This window comes from Helicobacter salomonis (genome assembly GCF_017979425.1).
GTDB classification, from domain to species: domain Bacteria; phylum Campylobacterota; class Campylobacteria; order Campylobacterales; family Helicobacteraceae; genus Helicobacter; species Helicobacter salomonis.
In genome coordinates this window covers 1-21,240 of sequence record NZ_JAERIS010000015.1, presented here as the reverse complement: position 1 = coordinate 21,240, position 21,240 = coordinate 1, and the positions used below count along the sequence as shown (strand labels likewise).

The following is a 21,240-nucleotide window of genomic DNA, read 5'->3' as shown; positions in this document are numbered from 1 at the left end:
CATTGGAGGGCTTTAAAATCAAACTGGACTGATTTTTGCTTTATCTAGTGTATCTCTGAGATAGGATGGACCTATGGAAGTTAAAGATATACGCAACCAACCTAATCTATACGCTTTGTTGAATGCGTCGCATTTGGAACGCGGCGAGGCCCCCGTGCCTGCCAAGGAAGAGAAACAGCCCCAGGTAGTCGCTGAGGTTTCTAAAGTGGAGCGCGAGCCCAATGGCTTGAAGCGCGAGACCTATGGTTTTTTAGTGCTGGAGCTGATGAGCGACAATGAATATAGCGCGTTTTTGCGTGCCACAGCAGGCATGAATGAGAATGAAAAACGCTTGGCAGCCCAGTCGCTTTATAGTTTGACGAGTTTTTATGGTGGGCAAATTCAAGAAGATGCTAAAGCGATCGAACGCAAACTTGACGGCTTGCAAGCCATCCAAGAAGCCCAGTTTAAAAAGGCTTTAGGTTTGGATCAAAATTTCGTGGATCGTTATAAAAATGCTTATGATCAGGCTTACCAAGCCCTTGATGTGATGCTCTAATCAACTATTTTTAAGCAAAATGCCTTTATAATGGGCATTTGTCTGCGTCAAGGTAGCTCAGCTGGTTTAGAGCGCTGGTCTCATAAGCCGGAGGTCGGGGGTTCAAGTCCCCCCTTTGACACCACTCCCATTTCTCAAGAAAACCTCACTTCACTTTGTTTTTTTTGATGACTTTGCTTGTCAGTTTGGTGCGGAATGCGTCCTAGCATGCAAGGGCTATTGACATTCTATAACTAGGAGACTCCTCCCTTTGAGTAAAATGGTTCACTCTGGGCGATACTTGTTTTCGAGTGCCTGTGCTTTTCGGGTAACTTTGGTAGCCAAGCTCTTAAAGCAGGAATGCCTACAAACCCTGCAAAAGTACTTGCCCCCTATTGCTTTGCCAGCCCTCAAAAAGAGCATGCCTAAAACTCCACCCCTCACCTCTTTGAGCACAGAGGGACGCATCTTGCGTGCCATGCTAGAGCATGCAGATTTTCGCTTCAGCGCGTCCATGTACCTGCATGCCCAGGACTTCAAGGCCATGCCAGAGGTGTTTTTAGCCATTACACAAGGGCAACTAGGAGGTTTGAGCTTTCTGGCTCAGTTTAGACCCATCGAACCTGCTGATTGGGACTTTGTCCTAGCACAATTCAAACTACAAGGCCTCAAAGCCTCTCTAGCTCAGGCCCTAGAGGGCAATGACTTCCACTTAGTGAGCGCGTTGCGGGGGAAGATGTTGGCCATGCACGCCATGCGCTCATAGTGTGGTTAACTATGAGCTGTAGTCTTGCCTTCACAGCTCTCCAGAAGCCCCAAAAAACTCTTGTGTGTAATCCCATTGATGCCACTACCAGCTAAACCATGCAAATCCTCTTACAAGAACTCAAAATGCTTTACTTCACACCCTCCAAAACACATCTTCTCTCCTCTTCACTTCAAAACACCTTCATAAACCCCTCTAAAATGCCCCATAATCGTTCTAATATCCTTACCATTCAAGAACCCATACCCCCAAAACGATTGTAAAGCGTTCTACAACACTTTTTCCCCTCTTAAAAAGCCCCAGGGGGGTGTGGGGGTCTCCCCCACAGATAATTCCTTATTTTCGATCTTGTTGTTTGATTAAAAACTTTTCTGAAACACTTTTGCCTCGCGCACGCGTAATGAATTCTTGAATAGCTCCTTTAAACTCTGTTTGCTGTGCTGCTAGGGCTGCGCTCAATTCTGTTTGGGCTTGTTGGCTCAAGGTGTGCAGATGCTAATCCTTTATACTGGTGCGCAAAGTCTAGCGAGTTTTGATGGTGGAGATAGGGGTTAAAAGATCGTGGCTGTTATAATGCAAGTATTCGTACAATAATGGTAAAAGTATATCCTTGTTCTAAAAGCTAGGGGTTTGGACGCGTGGACTTAAAATTTTAAACATAGGAGCAACATGTTTATTCAGGATTTAAGTGTGGAGCAACGACAAGTGTTCTTGTATCTGGCAAGAAGAGTTATTGAAGCCGATGGAGTGTTGCATGAATTGCAATTAGGGGCTTTAGATGTGATTAAAAAGCAATGCGAATATGGCATCAGCGAGAAGGAAGTGCCTTTAAATACTTTAGGTCGAATCTTCACCACTAATCACGCTAAACACGCTGTATTGTTAGAATTGGCTTCTGTCGCCCTGGCAGATAGTAGGTGGCATGATAATGAGCGTGATACTATCTATTTTTATGCCAAAGAGATGGGGGTCTCTACTCAGAAAGTTGATCAGCTCAAAGACTGGGTGGTGAAAAATTTTATGCTTTATCAAGAAGCACTTAAGTTATTAGACTAGGGGAGGGGGAGAGCATCATTTGATAGATCATCAAAGCATACGATGAGACCGGAAATTGTTTGGGTACGGGTATTGACAATATTAGGAGTAGATAGGCATGGAAGATTCTCAAGTTAACAAGACGACCCCCAAAGTTCCCAAGCCCTTGGCTGGGTTTGCCATTGGAGGGTTTTTAGGCTCTATGGTTCCTGTGGTAGGCACTCTAGTTGGAGCAGGTCTAGGAGCTGCTGTAGGTGGTCTGATGGGTTTAAGAGACAAAGACAAAAAGTAGGCCAAACCCGTCTTGTAAACCCAGTAGATTCATTCGTTTCTAGTAGGTGGACGCTTTATGACCTCCAGAGTTCCGCGCAAATTTTCAAGAGTGTGTCTGCGCTGTATTGGGCTAAAGCTAAGGTCATTTTTTGGTGGCAAGGGAGTGAGAGTTCAGCTCGATAAAAGTCTTGAGCTGTAGAGAGATGCAAATATCCCAAGCGTTCTTGATAAAGCTTAAAGGTATGAATGGGCTTATAGTGCACCTGCACGCCTATTTGCGCGTCCAGCAAAGCTTGTAATAATGCGTTTTTTTTCTCCCATAGATTTGGGTTTAGGAGAATTGGATAGAGATGGTTGGAACTAGCGACATGGGGGGGTAAGCTTGCATGCAGGGGGGTAAAATAAGGGTTGTTGGTAAAGGCACGATCGTAAAAGCGTGCGATCTCTTCGCGCACAGCAACAAAGGCATCGAGTTTGGGCAGTTGACTTAAACCCAATGCTCCCTGCAATTCGTTCATTCTAAAATTATAGCCATAATTGTGCACTTCCACATCAAAACCCTGATTCTCCACCCCGTGCGCGCGCAGTAATTTGAGTTTATGATAAAGTGCGCTGTCATGCGTGGCAATGATCCCTCCTTCAGCGGTGGTGATGGGCTTGATCGCGTGCAAACTAAAAATCGTGGCATCAGCTAAACTTCCAATCTTTTGCCCCCTATAAGTCCCCCCAAGTGCGTGTGAGCTATCTGAAATAAAATACAATCCATAGCGCGCGCAAAACTCCTTGATAGCCTGTACGTCCACGCTCCGCCCTCCATAGTCCACACTCACCACTGCTTTAACGCGTTCTCTTTGTGGATGCGCGCGGTAGGTTTCTTCTAAGAGCACGGGGTTCAGATTACCATCTGTCCCAATGTCGCAAAATAGTGGCATAGCCTGGCATGCTAAGAGCATGTTGGTCGTGGCTACAAAGCTAATAGGGGTGGTGATTGCATCATGTTTTGCCAACCCTAGAGCTTGGTAGGCCATCAGCAGTGCAGAAGTGGCGCTATTACACGCCAGCACATGTGCAACGCCCAAATAAGTGGCCATGGCTTTTTCAAATTCTTCTACTAAAGGGCCCTGTGCTAGGTGTGCGCTCTGAAGAGCCTGCACCACAGCCTCTATATCGCTTTGATCAATGCATTGGGTGCTATAGGGATTCATAGCGTTCAAAACCTTACGATGCTTTGACGCACCCCTTCAATGATCCAATCGGGAGTAGAAGCCCCCGCGCTGATCCCACAGAGCTTTTTACCGCTAAACCACTGGGGGTTGAGATCGTTGAAATCCTCCACCAAGTAGCTATCCGGGCAAAATTCTTTGGCAATGTGAAAAAGTTGCTTGGTGTTAGAAGAGGTCTTGCCTCCCACGATAATCATCACATCCACCTCTTGGCTGAGTTCTCTAACTGCTTCTTGGTTGTCAAAGGTGGCGTTACAGATGGTGTTAAAAATACGCACCTCTGCACAACGCGCGATGAGGAAGCTGGCGATCTCTAGGAGTTTGGGGGTTTGTTTGGTGGTTTGGGATACTAAAGCAACCTTTTTAGCCAAGCCCTGATCTTGCAATTCCTCCAAAGAACTCACCACTAGAGGAGGTGTACTCGAATAGCTAATAACCCCTTTGACTTCCGGGTGATCTGCGTCCCCAAAAAGCACGATCTGATACCCCTGTGCGCTCATTTTTTCTACAATTTGTTGGGGTTTGATTACATAGGGGCAGGTGGCATCAATGATATGCGCTCCCTTATCTTTGAGCTGGGCCAGGTCGTTTTTAGGGATGCCATGCGTGCGGATAATCACGCTTTTATTGGGCTCGATCGTGTTAACATCCTCTTGCACGCGCACATTAAAATCCTGCTCTAGGCGCTTGATTTCCTTTGGGTTGTGGATGAGAGAACCTAGTGTGAGACTATCTTTATTCTTTTGGGCAATCTCAATGGCGCGCTTCACGCCAAAACAAAAGCCATAATTCTTAGCCATTTTCACTTGCATAAATGTCCTTAATGGGGGCAATGCGCCCTAAAATCTCTTGAAAATTGGGGAAAGAAACTGCCATGCACTCTGTGTTTTTCAGACTCCCCCCACAAGCTAGCAAAGCTATAGCAAAACTTAGAGCGATGCGGTGATCCCCAAAGCTCTCTAGGGGCTCTTGGGGGCTTTTAAGACACCCCCCTTTAATGCTAAAACCATCTTCGCTGGCTTGGCATTCTATCCCCATTTTGGCTAAATTACTTAAAGTAGTGGCGATGCGATCGCTTTCTTTGACACGCAATTCTTGGGCGTTTTTTACCACGCTTATACCCCTTGCAACAGCCATGGCCACTGCCAAAGCGGGCAATTCGTCAATCAAAAAGGGGATATTGTCTTTGATCTCAAGGGCTTTGAGGGGGCGATGTTCCACATAAATAGTCCCCGCAGGTTCGATCTCTTGGGTGTGTAAGTGAAACTCCACATGCAAGCCCATTTGCTCTAAGATTTTAAAGGCTTCTATGCGTGTGGGGTTGAGTAGGACATTCTTTAATAACACCGCGCTTTGAGGCACTAGGGCGACTGCTAGAGCAAAGTAAAACGCGCTTGAGGGATCGGCAGGGATGCTCCAAGAGAAAGACTCTAGGGGTTTTTGTAGCGGTTCTAGGTGTAGGCTTTTTGGGGTGATTTTTAGGGGTGCACCCAAAACCAATAGGCCTCTTTCAGTGTGATCGCGGCTTAAATGCGGCTCGCTAAATGTGGTAGGGGTTTTGGCATTGAGCGTAGCAAGCAGGATCGCACTTTTGACCTGTGCGGAGGCAATGGGGCTTATGTACTGCGTACCCTGTAAGGGTGCGCTTACAATACTCAAGGGAGCTAGATTTTGTGCTCTTGCATGGATGTGTGCGCCCATCGCCTGCAAGGGGACGATCACGCGTCCCATAGGGCGTTTACTCAAAGAGGTATCGCCCACTAAGACATAGTGGTTTTTTTGGCCCCGACTACTGCTAAGTAATCCGCTAAAAAGGCGCATGGTTGTGCCCGAATTGCGACAATTTAGGGGCTTAGAGGGCTCGTTAAAATGTAAAAATTGTTTAGGGGGGGTGAGCTTGAGAGCGTTAAGGGCGTGTTTGTGTGCTCTTAAGCCTAGTGCTTTAGCGATGTTAAGTGTGCTTAGGCAATCTTGACCCATGAGCAAGTTTTGCACAAAGCAGGGTTTTTGGCAAAAAAGAGCAAAAATGAGCGCGCGGTGGCTTAAAGACTTGTCTGCGGGCAGGTGTTCCAAGATCAGATTAAAGGCGGGGGCGGGGGCGATGTGCAGCATCAATGTTTGAGCTTGGCATTAAAATCGCGCTCTAGGATGCTTAGAGTCTGCTCTGTTACAGCCTGCAATTGCGCATCAGTCAAAGCCTCCTGGGACTGGATTTTTAAGCGCACGCTCAGGGCGATCTGCTCGGTATTTTCTGTATAAATGTCCAAAGGAAAAACTTCTTTTAAGTGAGGAATATGCGCTTCTTGGAGGCGTTGTTTTAGGGAGGCAAAAAGGCAGTTTTTATGGAGCACAATCGTCAAATCTCTAAAGCTGGTGGGGAGTTTGGAAAACTCTTGAGCCTTGTAGGGCTTTTGGTGTAAAGATACAGGATCGATCTCGGCAATAAAGCCCTCTAGCAGGTCGTCTTTTTGGACTAAGATGGGGTTGATCGCGCCCAGAACCCCGATTTTGCGCCCCTCCTGCACCATCCACGCGCTCTGGTAGGGGTGGTAGGTGGTGCTCAAATAGGGTTGGGCTTGATCTAAAGCAATGGGTTCCAGGTTGAAAGCCCCTACAATGCTGGAAATCGCGTGCGCAAAGGCATAAAAATCCCACGCCTGCCCCTTAGGGTGGGGGTAGTGGGGGAGGGTTTTAAGCCCGCTGGCTAAAAAAGCTAGGCTGGTTCTCTCCTCGCGCTGGGCGTTGTAGACACTCCCTAGCTCAAACAAAGCAATGCTTTTAAAGCCTAAGTTTTTATTGTGCGTGGTAGCCTCTAAGAGTCCGGGGATTAGAGAAGTGCGTAAGGTGTTGAGATCGGCATTGATAGGATTGAGTAAGTCTAGGTCTTCTTGCAAGATGGGATAGCCTAGCACCTCTAATTTCTCTCTTTTGGCAAAGAGGTAGTGCACTACCTCTTTAAAGCCCAGGGCTAGAGCTTTTGTGGCTAGATTCCTCTCAAAGCGATAGCGGGCGTGGTGAGGGTTGGCACTACTGGCTTCTGTGGTGTGTAAAATGGCTTTGGGAGTGTTGTCAATGCCCAAAAAGCGCAAGATCTCCTCTGCGATGTCGTGAACACCCTTGATATCGTGGCGATAGGAGGGCACTTGGGTCATGAGTGTGTCCTCTAGCACGCTCACCCCAAAACCCAAACTCTCTAAGATGGCACGCACTTGTTTGAAACCAATATTTGTCCCTAGAATATGGGCGATTTCTGTAAGAGTGAAGCTGAGGCTTGGAGAGGTGAAGGTGCTCATGGACGCGCCAACTCGTAGCTTGGCCTCAGGGTAAAAGCGTACCAGCAAAAAGGCTAACCACTCTAAACCCTCTTGCACCCGCGGATTACTCCCGCGTTGAGTGCGATGAGTGAGGGAGAGCGTGGCTTGTTGGGGGTGAAGGTGCAAGCATTGGCATAAATGGCTAGGGTCTATAAAGCTCGCCTCTAGTAGATAGGGACCTGCAGGGGGCGGGATTGGGGAGCTTACCCCAAGGGTAGCTAGGATATTGTTGGCGTGTCTGATTTGTAAAAATCCCTGTGTGTCTACACACACTTCTAGGGATGTAACAGGGTAGGCTTGCAAGATCACCCCACTAATATAGGTGCTATACTCTAAGAGATTGGCGATCCAACTCTCTTGCAAAGAGTGTTGCAAGGCAAGAGTGAGGGCAATCTCTAGGGGTAAAAAGTGTGTATCCAAGTCCAGCATGCCATAGTGTAGCGCGCAAGAGGGGAGGGACTTAGTAGGGGGGAGGCTGGGAAGGTTTTCTAGGGGAGTATAAGGGAGGTTGGGGGGAGATTTGAGACGCAGAGCATAGAGTGCACTAATTTCGCGCGCAATGCCTAGCACACTCAAGCAGTCTCCGCGATTAGGCGTGATCGCAATGTCTAAGAGAGTGCCTGCAAAAAAGGGCAAATCTCTAAGGGGTGCGCCCAGTTCTAAGGGCTCATTTCTATTCAAACTGCCATCTAGGATCAAAATTCCTTCATAGAGCTTGGGCAAACCCAGCTCAACACTCGAGCAGAGCATGCCAAAGCTCTGAATACCCCTTAATGTACTCGCTTGTATACTGAGGTTACACGCTGGCAAATGTGTTCCAATCAATGCCACAGCGACAAACTGCCCGACTTTGACATTTTCAGCCCCACACACAATCTGCAAGACCTCAGAGCCGACATCCACTTGGCACACATGTAGTTTGGTGGCATCGGGATGTTTGACACATTCCAAGACTTGCCCCACCACTACTTGAGAAGGCAATTCAAAAGAGGTTGCGCTCTCAACCTCTAGGCCAATGCGACTCAAATCTGCGCACAGAGTGGATACATCGGGCAAACCGCCCTCTAAAAAATCGTCTAAAGCATAGGTGTTTAACAACATTAAAAAGCCTCTAGTAATCTCAAATCAGTTTCAAAAAGACTTCTTAGATCGTTGATTCCACATGTGAGCATGGTTAAGCGCTCAATCCCCATCCCAAAGGCATATCCACTTACATTCTCCAGTCCTGCATGTTCAAAAACACCCGGATGCACGCACCCCGCTCCTAAAATCTCCAGCCAGCCCGTATGCTTGCATACCTTGCACCCCTCTTGAGCACAAAATACACAACTAATATCTACCTCTGCGCTAGGTTCTGTAAAGGGAAAAAAGCTTGCGCGCCAACGCACGCGAATATTCCCAAAAAGATAGTACAGAAAATCTTCTAGGACTTGTTTGAGATGCCCAAAATGCACTCTGTCCTTAACATCTACCACCAATCCCTCTACTTGGGAGAACATGGGAGTGTGGGTGGTGTCGTAATCACGCCTAAAGGTGGGGCCTACCCCAATCATTTTAATGGGGGGTTTCTGGGTTTGCATGGCGTGGATTTGGGTGGGGGAGGTGTGGGTGCGTAGGAGCTTGTGGTCTTTAAAGTAGAAGGTGTCTTGCATGGCACGCGCGGGGTGGTAGGCAGGCATGTTAAGCGCTTCAAAGTTGTAAAACTCCTCTTCTACCAATGCTCCCAAATGTAATTTGAAGCCCAATTGGGTGAAATACTCAATAATGCGATTCTTGGTATAGTTGAGTGGGTGGCCTAGACTTGTGCCAAAGTGGGTGTTAGCTAAACTCGGATCGATTTTCTCAGATTTTAATTGAGCTTCTAACTCTAAAGCCTGCAGGGTTTGCTTTTGTTGGGTGTGGGCATGGGTAAAAGCTTCTTTAAACTGATTAAGCTCTTGGGCTCTTTGAGCTTTTTCCTGCCCACTTAAGTTTCTAAGCTGGGCAAACTCTTGAGTGAGCAAGCCCTTCTTGCCCAAAGCTTGTAAACGCAGATCTTCCAAACCTTTAAGAGTGGTGACGCTAGAAACCTGGGCTAAAAGAGCGTACAGAGTCTGCAAAGAACCTACTTGATGTCAATCTTAAAGGTGTGCACATCATCATTGAGAGCCACCTTAACCAGTAAAGTGCCCGGGGTGATGTGCTTGGGATCGACGATAATAAAACCGCCTCTAGCTTTACCATCGGGTTTAAGCGTAGAGCGTCTGAGATAGTTAATCGCCATGATTTTGAAAGCTTGGCGCTCATCTTGCATGATCGCCTGGGTTTGCGCGTCATCCATCATCATAAAGGGAGTGCCTAACATCATATCATAGGCCAAGAAAGCCCCCTGCCCGTAGTAAAATGCAGGCGAAGCGAAATTATCTGAGGTGATTGGAGTGGAGGGCACAGCAATGTTAAACTTTTGCAACACGGGGTCAAAGTCGTAACTGGACTTGAGCATTTGGCTAAAAGTGAGCACGGGTAGCTCCCGTTGCCCCTCAGTCACGCTGACATGAGTGCTATCAAACTCCAAAGGCTCACCCTCTGTGAGCTGCGCTCCCACATAGAGTACCAAGGGAGGATTATCCACACCCTTGAGTTTTTTCTGTGCGACTTCTACCTGCACCTTAGAATGCGGCTGATTGGAGGTAAGCACTTTTACACCATTATTGTACTTAGACACCTGCTCGGGACTTACGCTGTAAGTAGTGCACCCCGTTATCAGGGCCAAGGACAAACAAGAAGCGACAAACAATGACCTCATGAACATTCCTTTATATTTTTATATGATTTCGCTAAGGCTAAAACACAAACCGATTGGCAAAAAAACCATCGGAACCATCCTCGATTTCTCGTGCGAAGACCCCCTCCAGTTGTTCCTTAATGTCATAATAGCTAAAACTTTCTTTAAAACCCTCAATTTTACCTCCGCTGGCATTTTTATGCCCCCCCCCATTGAAATATTGTTTACTTATGCTACTTACATCACATTTGTTATTGGATCGTAAACTCACGCTGCCTCTAAAACTCACATCGATGTAAAAATCAAACTCGGGGTTTTCGCGCAAAAAGAGGTTAGCCAGCACACTAATACCCCCCATAGAATAGCTTAAAAAACCCTTTTTACCCTCGCATAGCACACTACAAGCTTCTTTTTTCTGTGAGAGTAGAGATACCTGCGCGTTGGAAGCGATGTTATCCATTGTCTCTTGATCAGGTTCACCTCCTAGGGCGATCTTTTTTAACCTAAAGAGATCATTGTCAAACAAGACGGCACCCTTATCTTGGTGAATGTAGTGGGGCACATGATCTAACAAAGCAAATTTATAAGCGCGATGCTCCACATCAAACATGAAACGATTGAGCTCGTGCGTGCTGGCAATCATGCGCATGCACACCTTGCCCAGCTCAAACCCAAAACCCTCTTCTTGCCAAATATCCACCGAGTTGATCATCTCCACCATTGGGGTGAGTTTCTCAAGCGTGCCCTCCTGTAAAGGTTTATAACGTTCCTTTAGGGTTTCAAAAGTGATCTTGGAAGCACTTCTGTCCACATCTAAATGATACCAAGAATATGCCTGTGCGGCATCCTGTCCTGTGATGTGATGATCTAAGAGTAAAATTTCTACCTCTTTGCCCTGCAAGCGCAATGCTTCGCTCTCTTTTTGCAAAAACTCCGCCTCGCCTAAAGTCAAATTCAAGTCTGTTACCAAAATTAGTGCCTTTTGCGCATTCTGTCTGTTAAGGGCAGTGATGATTTCTTTGAGTCTTGCAGACACCTCCTTACCATAATTGGCATTGTAGTAAGTAATGTGTTCAAAAAAATGACGGCTGACAAACTGGCAACCATAACCGTCTAAATCGATGTGAGATAAGTGAAAGACCTGCATGCATGTTCCTTAAAAATTAATATTAATTGTGCCTAGCACTTCGTATTTAGCATTAGTATCCAATTCGGCATGGCTTAAGACCACAATATCGACTTTAAATTGTTCCATCTTTGTAGAAAGGGGGCGACGCAACTCCGGATCGACAATTAAGATCACCGGAGCGATCCCCCTTTGTAAAATTTTCATCGATTCTGCAGAAATACTCTCGATGAGTTGTTGCATTTCAGTTGCGTTCAAAAGAAGGAATTTCCCTGATGTTTGATCTTTGAGCTTGTTTAGTAAAAACTGCTCGGTGGCTGTGCCTAAGGTGAGTAGTTTAAGCGTGCCATCTTCAGACTTAAAAATATTGGTGATCACCCTGGAGAGGCGTGCACGCACCTGCTCAGTTAAAATCATGATGTCATTTTGCACACTGGGGGCGATGTCAGTGATGGTTTCCAAAATGGTGAGCATATCCCTGATGGGGATTTTTTCATGCAAAAGCTCCTGCAAGACGGAGCGAATTACTCCAGTAGGGATTTTTTTGGCCTCCTCCACGATGGCCGGATAGTCATTGGCTAAGCGCTCTAAAAGCGACTTGACCTCATCTTTGGTAATGAATTCCTCAGCGTAGTTTTTGACGAGTTCACTGGTGTGTGTGGCAATCACCGTGGAGGGGTCAATAATAGTATAGCCCTGAATGATCGCTTCCTCTTTATCCTTAGGCTCAATCCAAAGCGCGTCCATACCAAAAGCGGGCTCTTTAGTGGGGATACCCTCAATCTCCTTACCCGCAAAACCGGTATTCATCGCCAAAAAGCGATCGGGCATCACATTTCCATCCCCAATACTCACCCCCTTGAGTTTGATCTCATAATGCGTGGGAGGCAGTTGAAGATTATCCCTAATGCGGATTTGAGGCATTAAAAAGCCATAATCGCTGGCAATCTTTTTTCTAATACCTCGAATGCGCTCTAACAAGTCCCCCCCCTGCTTGACATCGGCTAAAGAGATGAGCTGGTAACCCAATGCCAGCTCCAAAAACTCGATCTTAAGCACCTCATTAATGGCCTGCTCTTCCTCTTTTTTAATCTCTTCTGCGCTTTTTTGAGGGCGAGTGATAGGAGCTTGTTCTACCTGTGTAGTGGTTTTGGTGGAGAGGTCAAGTCCCGTCTTTTTGCTCAACCATTTCTCAAACTTAGCAAATAAATTATCCTTGCCCTCTCGCGAAATTAACCACGCGATAAATAAGAACAAACTCCCCACAAAGGCCAAAGAAAAGGTAGGCAATCCAGGTACGCTCGCAAAGAGCAACAAGATACAGCCTACGATGACTAAGGTCTTGCTTTTATCGGTAAGCTGGGTAATGAGTTTGCTAGCAAAGTTCTCTTCTTCATGCTGGGTGGTGCGTGTGGCGACAATGCCCGTAGCCGTAGCGATGATGAGCGCAGGAATCTGCCCCACCAAACCATCTCCAATGGTCAGAATGGTAAAGGTAGAGGCACTATAGCCAATGGTCATGTCCCTCTGGAACACCCCCACCAGAAAGCCCCCGATAATATTAATAAGAGTAATAATGATCGAGGCAATCGCATCGCCTTTGACGAATTTGCTCGCCCCATCCATCGCGCCGTAAAAATCTGCCTCTTGGGTGAGGGCAGCACGTCGCTTTTTGGCCTCATCACTATCAATCAATCCTGAATTCAAATCCGCGTCAATGGCCATTTGTTTACCTGGCATCGCATCTAGGGCAAAGCGCGCGCGCACTTCCGTTACCCGCGTTGAACCATTGGTAACTACCAAAAGGTTAACCAAGACCAAAATACTAAAGATGATCGTCCCAATCACATAGTTACCACTTACGGTGAATTCTCCAAAGGCACTGATAATATCGCTCACCGCGCTAGGACCCTTATACCCTTCAGTGAGGATCATGCGCGTAGTGGCAACATTAAGCGCAAGGCGATAAAGGGTTACAATGAGCAGTAAAGTAGGAAAAGCACTAAAATCAGTGGGTTTGGTGATGTAGAGCCCGATTAAAATGATGAGCACGGAGAGTGCGATAGAAATGGTGAGTAAAAAATCGAGTAAAAAGGGGGGCAGGGGCACAATGATGATGCCCAAAATGGCGATCACAAAAGCAACTACGGTCAGGTCTTTAGACTGACTCAAATGTTTAAAGAAAGGAAAAGCTTTTTTAAGCATATTCTTAGGTTTATTGCCCGCCACGCCTCTTAGATACCCCTTGTGTTAGGATGGTCTTATTTTACACTCTTTCATGTAAAATTTCACTTTTCTAGGATATAATCAAAGATTGTTAAAATTTTGAGCTAGGAGTTTATATGGCTTTGTGTGCAGAAAAAAAGCAAGAAATTATTGCCAAGTTTGGCAGGCAAGCGGGCGATACGGGCTCTAGTGAAGTGCAAATCGCCTTGCTCAGTCAGCGTATTAGCGATTTAAGCGCTCACCTAAAAAGCAATCCCAAGGATCATTCCAGTCGTTTAGGGCTTCTCAAGCTCGTAGGACATCGTAGGAATTTGCTCAAGTACCTCAAACGCACCCAGCACGAACGCTACTTGGAAGTTATCCAAGCCCTGGGAATCAAAAACCGTTAGACTTTTTGTGAGCGCATCGAACTTTTTCACTCTAGTCTTTGCGCTGTTTTTTCTAACTTCTTTCAAAAAGCCTCTCGCACAGATTCTTTTGATTGTCTTGGCGCTGGGAGCAGTGGGTTGTTATCTCAAGTACAAGCCCTCCTTACAATTACCTCGTGCGCACAAGTGGCTAGTATGGGTGTGGGTGTTGATGTTTGCAAGTGTCTTGCCAAATCTCTTTATGGATGGCAGTTTAGAGCACTTCTCCTATAACTTACGCTTGCTCAATATGCCTGTAATTTATCTATTGGGCGTATTGGCCTTAGTGTGTCTAAGCCATGTGCCTATTACGCTCAACCAACGGGTTATTTTCTATAGCATGGCACTTGCATCTGCGTGCAATGGGGTGATCGCGCTGGTGGGCAAACTAGGTTTTGGGATAGGACGCGTGAGTGCTTGGAGCACCATAGTAGGTTTTGTTACCCTGAGCTCTATAGCGATTTTTGGGTGCTATATCTACGCACTTTACACACCTAAACGCGCCGAAAGGATGTTTTTTAGTGGAGCTTTGCTCCTGGGATTTATGGTAGTGATCATGAGCGCAACCCGAAGCGCGTGGATCGCTTTTGCCTGTACTTTTATCGCTCTCTCAGTCCTAGTGCTCTACTTACAAAAATCCTATCGCTCCCTGCCCTACATGCTAATACTTGGTGCAGTATTGGGCGGATTATTTGTGGGGGAACAGATGTTAGAAAATCGCGCACTGATTCACATATCCAGATGGGCTCACGAGAGTTTTAGCCATGATCTCAAGCTTTACGCGCAAAAAAATTCAGATTCAAGCATCGGCGCACGGCTAGAGCGTTGGAAAGAAGCCTTGGTCATTGTACGCCTCTCACCTCTCTTTGGAATGAGCTTAAGTGCGCGTTGCAAACACATGGACACAATTATTGCAATGGCACACTCTTATCATAGTGTAGAAGGGAGCGACTGCAAGGGAAAATACGATAACGAGATTTTCAACACGCTGGCCCATAAAGGTCTTGTAGGGCTGGGAGTGTTGCTCGCACTTTGGGGTGTGGTCGCGCGTATTTTTTGGCAACGACTCCAACAAAATTCACAGTTACCACTTTTGATGCTTACCATGCTTTTCTTTTATATTGTTTTGGGTATTGGCTTTGATCCCTTTGCCTATTTCATCGAGGGAAGCTTCTTTGTAGGAATGGTGGTGATGGGCATGGTGGGAACACGCCCCGCCCCCTCTTAGCTCATGGTATTATCTTTGCTTGTAGTATTGGAAAACACAAAGGATCGGTGTGGCGCTCAACCCTATCAATTTAGAGGCCGCCAAAGCGCCCAGTAAGGGCAAGGCCCCCTCCACACATAAGGCGATTTTAGAAGACAAAGATGCTTTCAAACAGCTTTTATCCAATAAAAAAAATAATCTCAAAGCACTTGCTGATTTAAAAACCCGGGATAGCAAAAAGCACGCTCTGCCTTTAAAGTCTTCTCCCCATGCTAAAGAGCAGGCTCTACCCGCCGACATGCCTACTAAAGACAAGAGGGCTTCAAAGGGTAAACAGAGCCTAGATATTACCCAAAGTCCGCTTGCGCACTTACTCGATACCAAGATGGTCAAGTTACCCGATTCCACTCCAAAGACCTCTGAAGATGCGCTCTTAGCACAGAAAGTTGCCCTCAGCGACAAGGATTTACCATCAGGCAAAGCGCCCTCGAATTCCAAAGATGCCAAGCTCTCAGACATCCAGAAGCTGGAGAGTGCCAAAAAGCTAGGCTTGAGCAAGCTCAAACATGAAAAGAAAGTGTCTAAAACCCCTAAGGGGTCAACAGAAATTAAGGAAAAAACCCTCCCTACCCAGAGTTTACTTGAGATGCAGGAAAAACCCAAGTCCACTCTTAAAGGGGGAAAAGAAACATCTCCAGCACCCAAGCAAGCTGAGGAAATCAAAGATGTTTTAGATTCAACGCCAAAACCCACGACTAAACCTGCACAACAGACTCCCACTCCTCCCAAGACCCCTTTAACCCAACTCTTGGGGCAACAGACTACGGCCCAACAGAAACAGAATCTCGCCAAAGTCAACGCCCAAAAAATTTATGGACACACCCTCCCCAAGGACAATGAGACTAATGATAAGGAGATCAAACAGGCATTCAAGGAAGCTCTTGCGCAGTTCCCCCCCTCAATCTACGCTCCTCATGCACCCCTGCACGGCCCTGCCAAGCCAACCCTAGAAGAGACCAAGGAAGAAAAATCTAGTGTGGCAATCAAAGAAAGTGCATCCCACACGGCCATCCAACACACTCAAGATAAGGAATTGCCCAAAGCCCCCCAGATCAAGGAAACCCTTAAAAACTTTGCTACAGAACTCAAACAAGAACTTCAAAATTTCAAACCCCCCATTAGCAGACTTTCCATGGAACTCCACCCCGACAAATTGGGCAAAGTGGATGTGGTAATCCAACAAGTGGGTAAGAATATTCAAGTGAGCGTGGCTTCTAGCGCGCCTGTAGCTGCTTTGCTTTCCTCTTACAACAATGAGTTGCGTCACAATTTAGCCCAAATGGGCTTTAGTGATGTGGATGTGAGTTTTATCGCCCACAATAACGCAGGGCATGGAGGATCGGGCCATTCTCAACAGCAACAACAAGGACAGGCTCAAGGCAATCCTAGTCAAAATTCGCCCGCCACGCCCACGCCACCTAAGGATACCAATGCCCCCCCCTCCGAATCATCTAAGAGTGCAGGACTCTACGCTTAAGATCAGCAGATTAGGGTATAATGGGGGTTATACTACAACGGGAGAAGGGCATGCCCATTGATTTAGCAGAAGTGACCGGGGCAAAAGCGGCGATGGAGAAGAAAAAACACGAGCCCAAGATCGCCAATGGTTTAGATAAGGATGCGTTCATGAAGTTGTTTTTAGAGCAACTCAAGAATCAAGACCCCACAGCACCTATGGAAACCGACAAAATCATCACCCAAACGGCACAACTCACACAAGTGGAAATGCAAGAAGAGAATAAGAAGACTATGAAAGAAGTGGCCGATGCGATGCAATCCAGTAAGCAGACTAACCAGTCTCTCAAAGATTTCCAGGGCAAACTCAAGGAAACTCTCGATCACTTGGATAAGGGAATGGACAATAGCCTGAAGGCTAGCGCATTGATGACAGAGGCTTCTGGGCGCAATAGCGTTACCATGATTGGCAAGATCGCCGAAACCGATGTCAAGGGAATCAATGTAGGCAAGGGCAAGGTTACCTTTGCTCTCTATTTCGATCAGCCTATCAAGGTTTCTGAGGGCAATCCGGGAGTACAAATCTTTGATCAAAATAAGAAACTCGTGCGCACCCTCTCTTTGAAAGATAAAAGTGGTCAGTATGGGTATGTGCACTTTGAGTGGGATGGTTTGAATCAAGAGGGCAAACCTGTCAAGCCGGGCACTTATGAGATTGTAGCTGAATACAATCTGGACCCCAGTAGCAATAAGTATCTCCATACGCGCATTGGTAGGGGCGAGGTGCAGAGTGTGGTATTTAACAAGGGCAAACCCATGCTTAGAATGGGCGATATGGTTTTGCCAATGGATAGTGCCCTAGAATTTTATGACAAGCCTAGTTCGCGCCACGATCAGGAACAACATGAGAGTTTAGCCCACCTCGTGCAGGAGAACACCCCTCCTCCCACTACTCCGAAGGTGTCCGATTCTAATGACACCGCGCCCAAGCAATCCCCACACGCATCTCAAAAGGGTGTTGACTCTGATGTGAGCTCGTTTGAAAAGTCTGTTCCAGAAGACAAGCCCAACGCTTCTACCACTCCTCCAGCTCGAGAGCCTACATCTCCCCTTAAAACGCCTATCTCTGCCAGCGCGTCCAATACCCGTGCAGAGCCACGATCCCATGAAAATTTGGGTCTCCTCACCCCTGCTAAGCCCCTTGTGCATAGCGTATCTAACTTGGCCAACACGACGACAAAAGCACCAGAGGTGCACGCATGAATGATACAATTCTCAACGCTTATTCTGGAATCAAGACTCATCAATTTGGCATCGACAGCGTTTCTAATAACATTGCCAATATCAACACTGTGGGCTATCGTGCCAATAATCCCGAGTTTAAATCCCTTTTTGCTTCGCACTTAGATTCTCTAGGGGGGAATACGGTCACGGCCAATGATCGTAACTATGGGGCTGCTGCGGGGGGAAACGCGATTTCTAATAAAGATGGCGAGTACATGCCCAGTGATGCAGAATTTAACATGGCTTATCAGGGAAGTGGGTGGTTTGTTGTAGGGCCTAATAAAAATGGAAGCATGGAGATCAATAAAGATGGTTACCAGCAAGCTCAGGAAAATTTCTACACCCGTGATGGAAATTTTTTGCGCGATGCAGAGGGGTATATTGTCAATTCACATGGTTACTATCTCTACGGCGTAGATTTGCACAAAATCAAAAATGGGATTTTAACAGCAGGCAACAGAGAAGAAGAGACCAAGGCCTTGCAAGCAGGCAAGCTCACTCCCCTTTATTTGCCCCGTGATGTGCAATACCAACCTGTGGTCACAACCAAGCTCAATCTCAGTCTTAATTTAAACCCCAGAAACCACGTGCGCCCGGCTGAGGAGTATTTTTTAGACGAAAATGGGGAAGTGATTCAGAATCGCTTCTTAAACCAAGATGTCAATGCCTTAGCCAATGACGATAATGAGCCTTTAGATTTGGCCATGCACCGCAATTTAGAGATCATGGTGGTCAAGGGCGATCTTGCGCAGGATTTTACCTTTAAATACGGCACGGGTGGACCTGATAAAAACGAGTTTAGAACTCTGGGGGATTTGAAAAAATTGCTCCAGACTAAGGCAAACTTAGATTTGGATGTCATCAAGAGTAGCCCCAATGATGTGCAGTCTCATTTGCTCCTGCAAATCAAAAACCCTAGCGACCCTACTGCTACCATTGCTGTTGGAGGTCACATGGCAGAAAAATTAGGTTGGACGGCTAATGGGGCGATCTTAAAAAAGGGTGAATCTCGAGATTCCACCTCGATTCGTATTCCCTTTTACAGCACCACTGCAGAGATTTACGACAAAGCTGGACAAAAATATCTCTTAAAAAGCGATTTTTTCATGACAGAGATCAAAGACCCCTTGAATCCCAACTCACAGGACAAATGGGATGTGGAAAGTTCCATCATTGAGACGCGTGATAAAACTCCTATTAACAATCCCGTGCGCCAAACGATTACCTTTGATAAAACGGGCAAAATCCAGGCTGACCCTGTCACACTAGACTTCAAGGGCAACCCCTTGACCTACTCGTTAGCTAAGAGTGATGATTACGATTCTAGCGATGTAACTTATGAAGATTCTAAAATCTTTCAAATCTCCCAAGATGGAAAACCCAAGGGCTTGTTGCAAAACATGCGCATTGATGATGACGGAATTATCCACCTCATCTTCAGTAATGGGGCATTAGAGACCATGGGGCGTGTGGGAATCGCAAGTTTCATCAATGACCAAGGGCTTAAAAAAGTGGGGAGCAATCTCTTTGATATCCAAAATGCGACGGTGAACGGACGCGCTGCGCCCTTGAGTGGAAATCCAATTATCGGCTGGGATCGCGATGATGGCAAGCTCAAATTTGGCAAGATCATGCACAAATACCTGGAGACCAGCAATGTCAATGCTGGGCATTCTTTGACGAATCTCATTTTAATGCAACGAGGCTATTCCATGAATGCCAAAGCCTTCACCACCGGAGACGATCTCATTAAAGAAGCCATCAATTTGAAGAAGTAAGCCATGCCTATTTGTAATCACGGAGAAAGAAAATTTAGGGAGATTGTCCGTCTTTTAGAAAACGGGGAGTTTCAAATCCCGCGTTTCCAAAGAAATTTTGTATGGACTAAAGAGCAAGTGGCCAAATTCATCGATAGTATTCTCAGGGGATTCCCCACGAGCAGTTTCGTGCTGTGGAAAACTAAGGAGAAATTGCAGGCGTGCACTGAGATTGGGCATTATGAACTGGGAAGACCTCATCCGGATGAATACACGCACTATGTACTCGATGGGCAACAGCGCATCACGGCATTGTTCATGGTCTACAAAGGCCTGCAAATCTCTAAAAGTGCTAGGGTTAGAGAGAACTACAAAGATATTTGGCTTAGGGTGGAGGCGAACGAAAATGGAGAATATTGTTTTGTCAAAAACCCCAAAGAGGAGAACCCCTTCCAAGCGGTCAGTGCGCATGACTTGATTACGCAAAGTATCTTGGATATTCAGGACAAGTATCAGCTAGATAAACAGACTGCTATGGAGTTCGAAGCCTTTAAGTACAACATTGAAGATTATTTATTCCCTACCATTGAGATTACACAAACTGCCTTGGAGGAAATCATCGAAATCTTCGCTCGTATCAACACTGGGGGCACAAAACTGAGCACTTTTGAAATTCTATGCGCTAAATTTTATATTCCCGATGAAACAGATGAGAGTCAGGCCATTGTCACCTTAGAGGGCTTTAATGTGATTGAGCGATCCCAAGCCCTCATGGGGGAACTCGAGAAGTTAGATTACAGCCTTGAAAAACCTTTGGTGATCTTACAGCTTATCGCCTATCATCTGCGTGCCCATATCACAAGCCCACTCAAGGAAAAGATTTCTATCCCGGCTCTCTTAAAGTTAAGTGCTAGGGAGGTACAGAATGGATGGAATGCGATCGCGCCTTGTTTCAAACATGCTGCCCAATTTCTCAAACATGATCTCAATATCCCTGCTTCTGGCTTTTTGTCAGATCCTGCTCTTTTTATGCTCATAGCGTATTTCTATGTACTCAGTCAGCGCAAATCTCCTAATGCTGGCCAAATTTCCAATCTCCGACGCCTCTTTTTTCGATCCGCTTTCCTAGGCAAGATTCAAAATGATCATTTAAGCATCCAGTTTGAAATCGTCAAACGCATCTATGAAGAGAAACCCGTGGATTTTGACAAAGAACTGCCTCTTGAACTCTCACAAGAGTTTCTAATCACCGATCGCTTTAGCACACGGAATGCTCTACATCGGGCCGTTCTCTGTGTTTTGGCAACTTTAGAACCCAAGAATTTCGACAACAATAGCAAGGTAATCTTAGACAACTTGTTTTTACATAGCGCGCAAAAGCGCAACCTCCATCACTTTTTCCCCAAGAATCATCTCAAATATGCCTACCCTAGAAGTAACGCAGATGCAATCGCTAATATGACCTGCATCGATGCACGCTTAAATCGTTCCATCAAAGACACACCTCCGCGGGTTTATATCCCCAAATACCAGCAGAGCAACTCAAAATGTGCGGAGGGCTTGGCAACGCACTTGATTGTAGGCGATGATATGCGCCTTTTTGAAGACTATGACTACTTCCTGCAAACACGCGCCCAAGCTATTCTAGAAAAAATCCGCGATCTTACTTAGCGTTATCTTGTCTTGGTATGCTAAATAGTGCAAGGAAAACCCATTTCAATCCCCCCAAAAAACCAATTCACCCATACCCCCCCACAACTAGGCTTTTCTAGCCTATTGCAATCCTTCTTCTTTGCACTCAACTGCGCCCAAGAGCATTCTCAAGC

19 protein-coding genes and 1 tRNA gene are annotated in these 21,240 nt (G+C 46.3%); 11 read left to right on the top strand and 9 right to left on the bottom strand.

The features are described from left to right. The first annotated feature begins 73 nt into the window (after positions 1–73). The 3 genes from KCO92_RS04480 to KCO92_RS04470 all read left to right on the top strand — a co-directional run bounded on the left by KCO92_RS04480 (position 74) and on the right by KCO92_RS04470 (position 1,283). Positions 74–538: an HP1233 family protein gene (locus KCO92_RS04480; RefSeq protein WP_104695163.1), complete on the top strand. Its 465-nt coding sequence runs from the start codon at positions 74–76 to the stop codon at positions 536–538. A gap of 46 nt (positions 539–584) precedes the next feature. Then, positions 585–662: transfer RNA gene (locus KCO92_RS04475), tRNA-Met, on the top strand. Positions 663–788: 126 nt separating this feature from the next. Next, positions 789–1,283 (top strand): hypothetical protein, encoded by a 495-nt coding sequence (locus KCO92_RS04470; RefSeq protein ID WP_158653541.1) that lies wholly within the window; start codon positions 789–791, stop codon positions 1,281–1,283. A gap of 336 nt (positions 1,284–1,619) precedes the next feature. On the opposite strand, the gene KCO92_RS04465 is transcribed toward KCO92_RS04470, so the two are convergent. Further along, on the bottom strand, positions 1,620–1,766 hold the full coding sequence (locus KCO92_RS04465; protein ID WP_158653540.1) for a hypothetical protein: 147 nt from the start codon (positions 1,764–1,766) through the stop codon (positions 1,620–1,622). A 186-nt stretch (positions 1,767–1,952) separates the two neighbouring features. Between KCO92_RS04465 and KCO92_RS04460 the strand changes: the two genes are divergently transcribed. Further along, a complete protein-coding gene (locus tag KCO92_RS04460; RefSeq protein ID WP_104695161.1) occupies positions 1,953–2,339 on the top strand; it encodes a molecular chaperone DnaJ in 387 nt (128 codons plus the stop codon). Between the two features lie 97 nt (positions 2,340–2,436). Next, entirely contained in the window at positions 2,437–2,610 is a 174-nt protein-coding gene (locus KCO92_RS04455; protein ID WP_158653000.1) for a glycine zipper domain-containing protein, read from the top strand. A 55-nt stretch (positions 2,611–2,665) separates the two neighbouring features. On the opposite strand, the gene pseC is transcribed toward KCO92_RS04455, so the two are convergent. The 8 genes from pseC to flhA are packed head-to-tail and all read right to left on the bottom strand — an operon-like array spanning position 2,666 to position 13,223. Then, positions 2,666–3,796 (bottom strand): UDP-4-amino-4,6-dideoxy-N-acetyl-beta-L-altrosamine transaminase, encoded by a 1,131-nt coding sequence (gene pseC, locus KCO92_RS04450; protein ID WP_104695160.1) that lies wholly within the window; start codon positions 3,794–3,796, stop codon positions 2,666–2,668. 5 nt (positions 3,797–3,801) lie between these two features. Further along, positions 3,802–4,626 (bottom strand): 4-hydroxy-3-methylbut-2-enyl diphosphate reductase, encoded by an 825-nt coding sequence (locus KCO92_RS04445; RefSeq protein WP_104695159.1) that lies wholly within the window; start codon positions 4,624–4,626, stop codon positions 3,802–3,804. Next, complete coding sequence (gene aroA / locus KCO92_RS04440; protein ID WP_104695158.1) at positions 4,607–5,926, bottom strand: 3-phosphoshikimate 1-carboxyvinyltransferase; 1,320 nt, start codon at positions 5,924–5,926, stop codon at positions 4,607–4,609. Before aroA ends, KCO92_RS04445 begins: the two co-directional genes overlap by 20 nt. Further along, positions 5,926–8,229 carry a YtpR family tRNA-binding protein gene (ytpR, locus tag KCO92_RS04435; protein ID WP_199766156.1) on the bottom strand — a complete coding sequence of 768 codons (2,304 nt, stop codon included), beginning with the start codon at positions 8,227–8,229 and terminating at the stop codon, positions 5,926–5,928. The genes aroA and ytpR overlap by 1 nt, the downstream gene beginning before the upstream one ends. Then, positions 8,229–9,218 carry a phenylalanine--tRNA ligase subunit alpha gene (gene pheS, locus KCO92_RS04430; RefSeq protein WP_199766160.1) on the bottom strand — a complete coding sequence of 330 codons (990 nt, stop codon included), beginning with the start codon at positions 9,216–9,218 and terminating at the stop codon, positions 8,229–8,231. The genes ytpR and pheS overlap by 1 nt, the downstream gene beginning before the upstream one ends. Before the next feature lie 14 nt (positions 9,219–9,232). Continuing rightward, positions 9,233–9,913, bottom strand: a complete 681-nt coding sequence (locus KCO92_RS04425; RefSeq protein ID WP_104695156.1) for a hypothetical protein — start codon at positions 9,911–9,913, stop codon at positions 9,233–9,235. Between the two features lie 37 nt (positions 9,914–9,950). Further along, entirely contained in the window at positions 9,951–11,039 is a 1,089-nt protein-coding gene (locus KCO92_RS04420) for a DHH family phosphoesterase (protein WP_104695155.1), read from the bottom strand. A gap of 9 nt (positions 11,040–11,048) precedes the next feature. Further along, on the bottom strand, positions 11,049–13,223 hold the full coding sequence (gene flhA / locus KCO92_RS04415) for a flagellar biosynthesis protein FlhA (protein WP_104695215.1): 2,175 nt from the start codon (positions 13,221–13,223) through the stop codon (positions 11,049–11,051). 137 nt (positions 13,224–13,360) lie between these two features. Between flhA and rpsO the strand changes: the two genes are divergently transcribed. From rpsO to KCO92_RS04385, 6 genes are read left to right on the top strand one after another with little or no spacing between them, the layout of a single operon-like run. Then, positions 13,361–13,633 carry a 30S ribosomal protein S15 gene (gene rpsO / locus KCO92_RS04410; RefSeq protein WP_104695154.1) on the top strand — a complete coding sequence of 91 codons (273 nt, stop codon included), beginning with the start codon at positions 13,361–13,363 and terminating at the stop codon, positions 13,631–13,633. Between the two features lie 7 nt (positions 13,634–13,640). Next, positions 13,641–14,879, top strand: a complete 1,239-nt coding sequence (locus KCO92_RS04405) for an O-antigen ligase family protein (protein ID WP_104695153.1) — start codon at positions 13,641–13,643, stop codon at positions 14,877–14,879. A gap of 49 nt (positions 14,880–14,928) precedes the next feature. Further along, positions 14,929–16,395, top strand: coding sequence for a flagellar hook-length control protein FliK (fliK, locus tag KCO92_RS07630; protein WP_104695152.1), 1,467 nt, complete (start codon positions 14,929–14,931; stop codon positions 16,393–16,395). 50 nt (positions 16,396–16,445) lie between these two features. After that, positions 16,446–17,636: a flagellar hook assembly protein FlgD gene (gene flgD / locus KCO92_RS04395; protein WP_233710430.1), complete on the top strand. Its 1,191-nt coding sequence runs from the start codon at positions 16,446–16,448 to the stop codon at positions 17,634–17,636. Further along, entirely contained in the window at positions 17,633–19,435 is a 1,803-nt protein-coding gene (locus KCO92_RS04390) for a flagellar hook-basal body complex protein (protein WP_104695151.1), read from the top strand. The genes flgD and KCO92_RS04390 overlap by 4 nt, the downstream gene beginning before the upstream one ends. A 3-nt stretch (positions 19,436–19,438) precedes the next feature. After that, positions 19,439–21,085, top strand: coding sequence for a GmrSD restriction endonuclease domain-containing protein (locus tag KCO92_RS04385; RefSeq protein WP_104695150.1), 1,647 nt, complete (start codon positions 19,439–19,441; stop codon positions 21,083–21,085). The last annotated feature ends 155 nt before the right edge of the window (positions 21,086–21,240 follow it).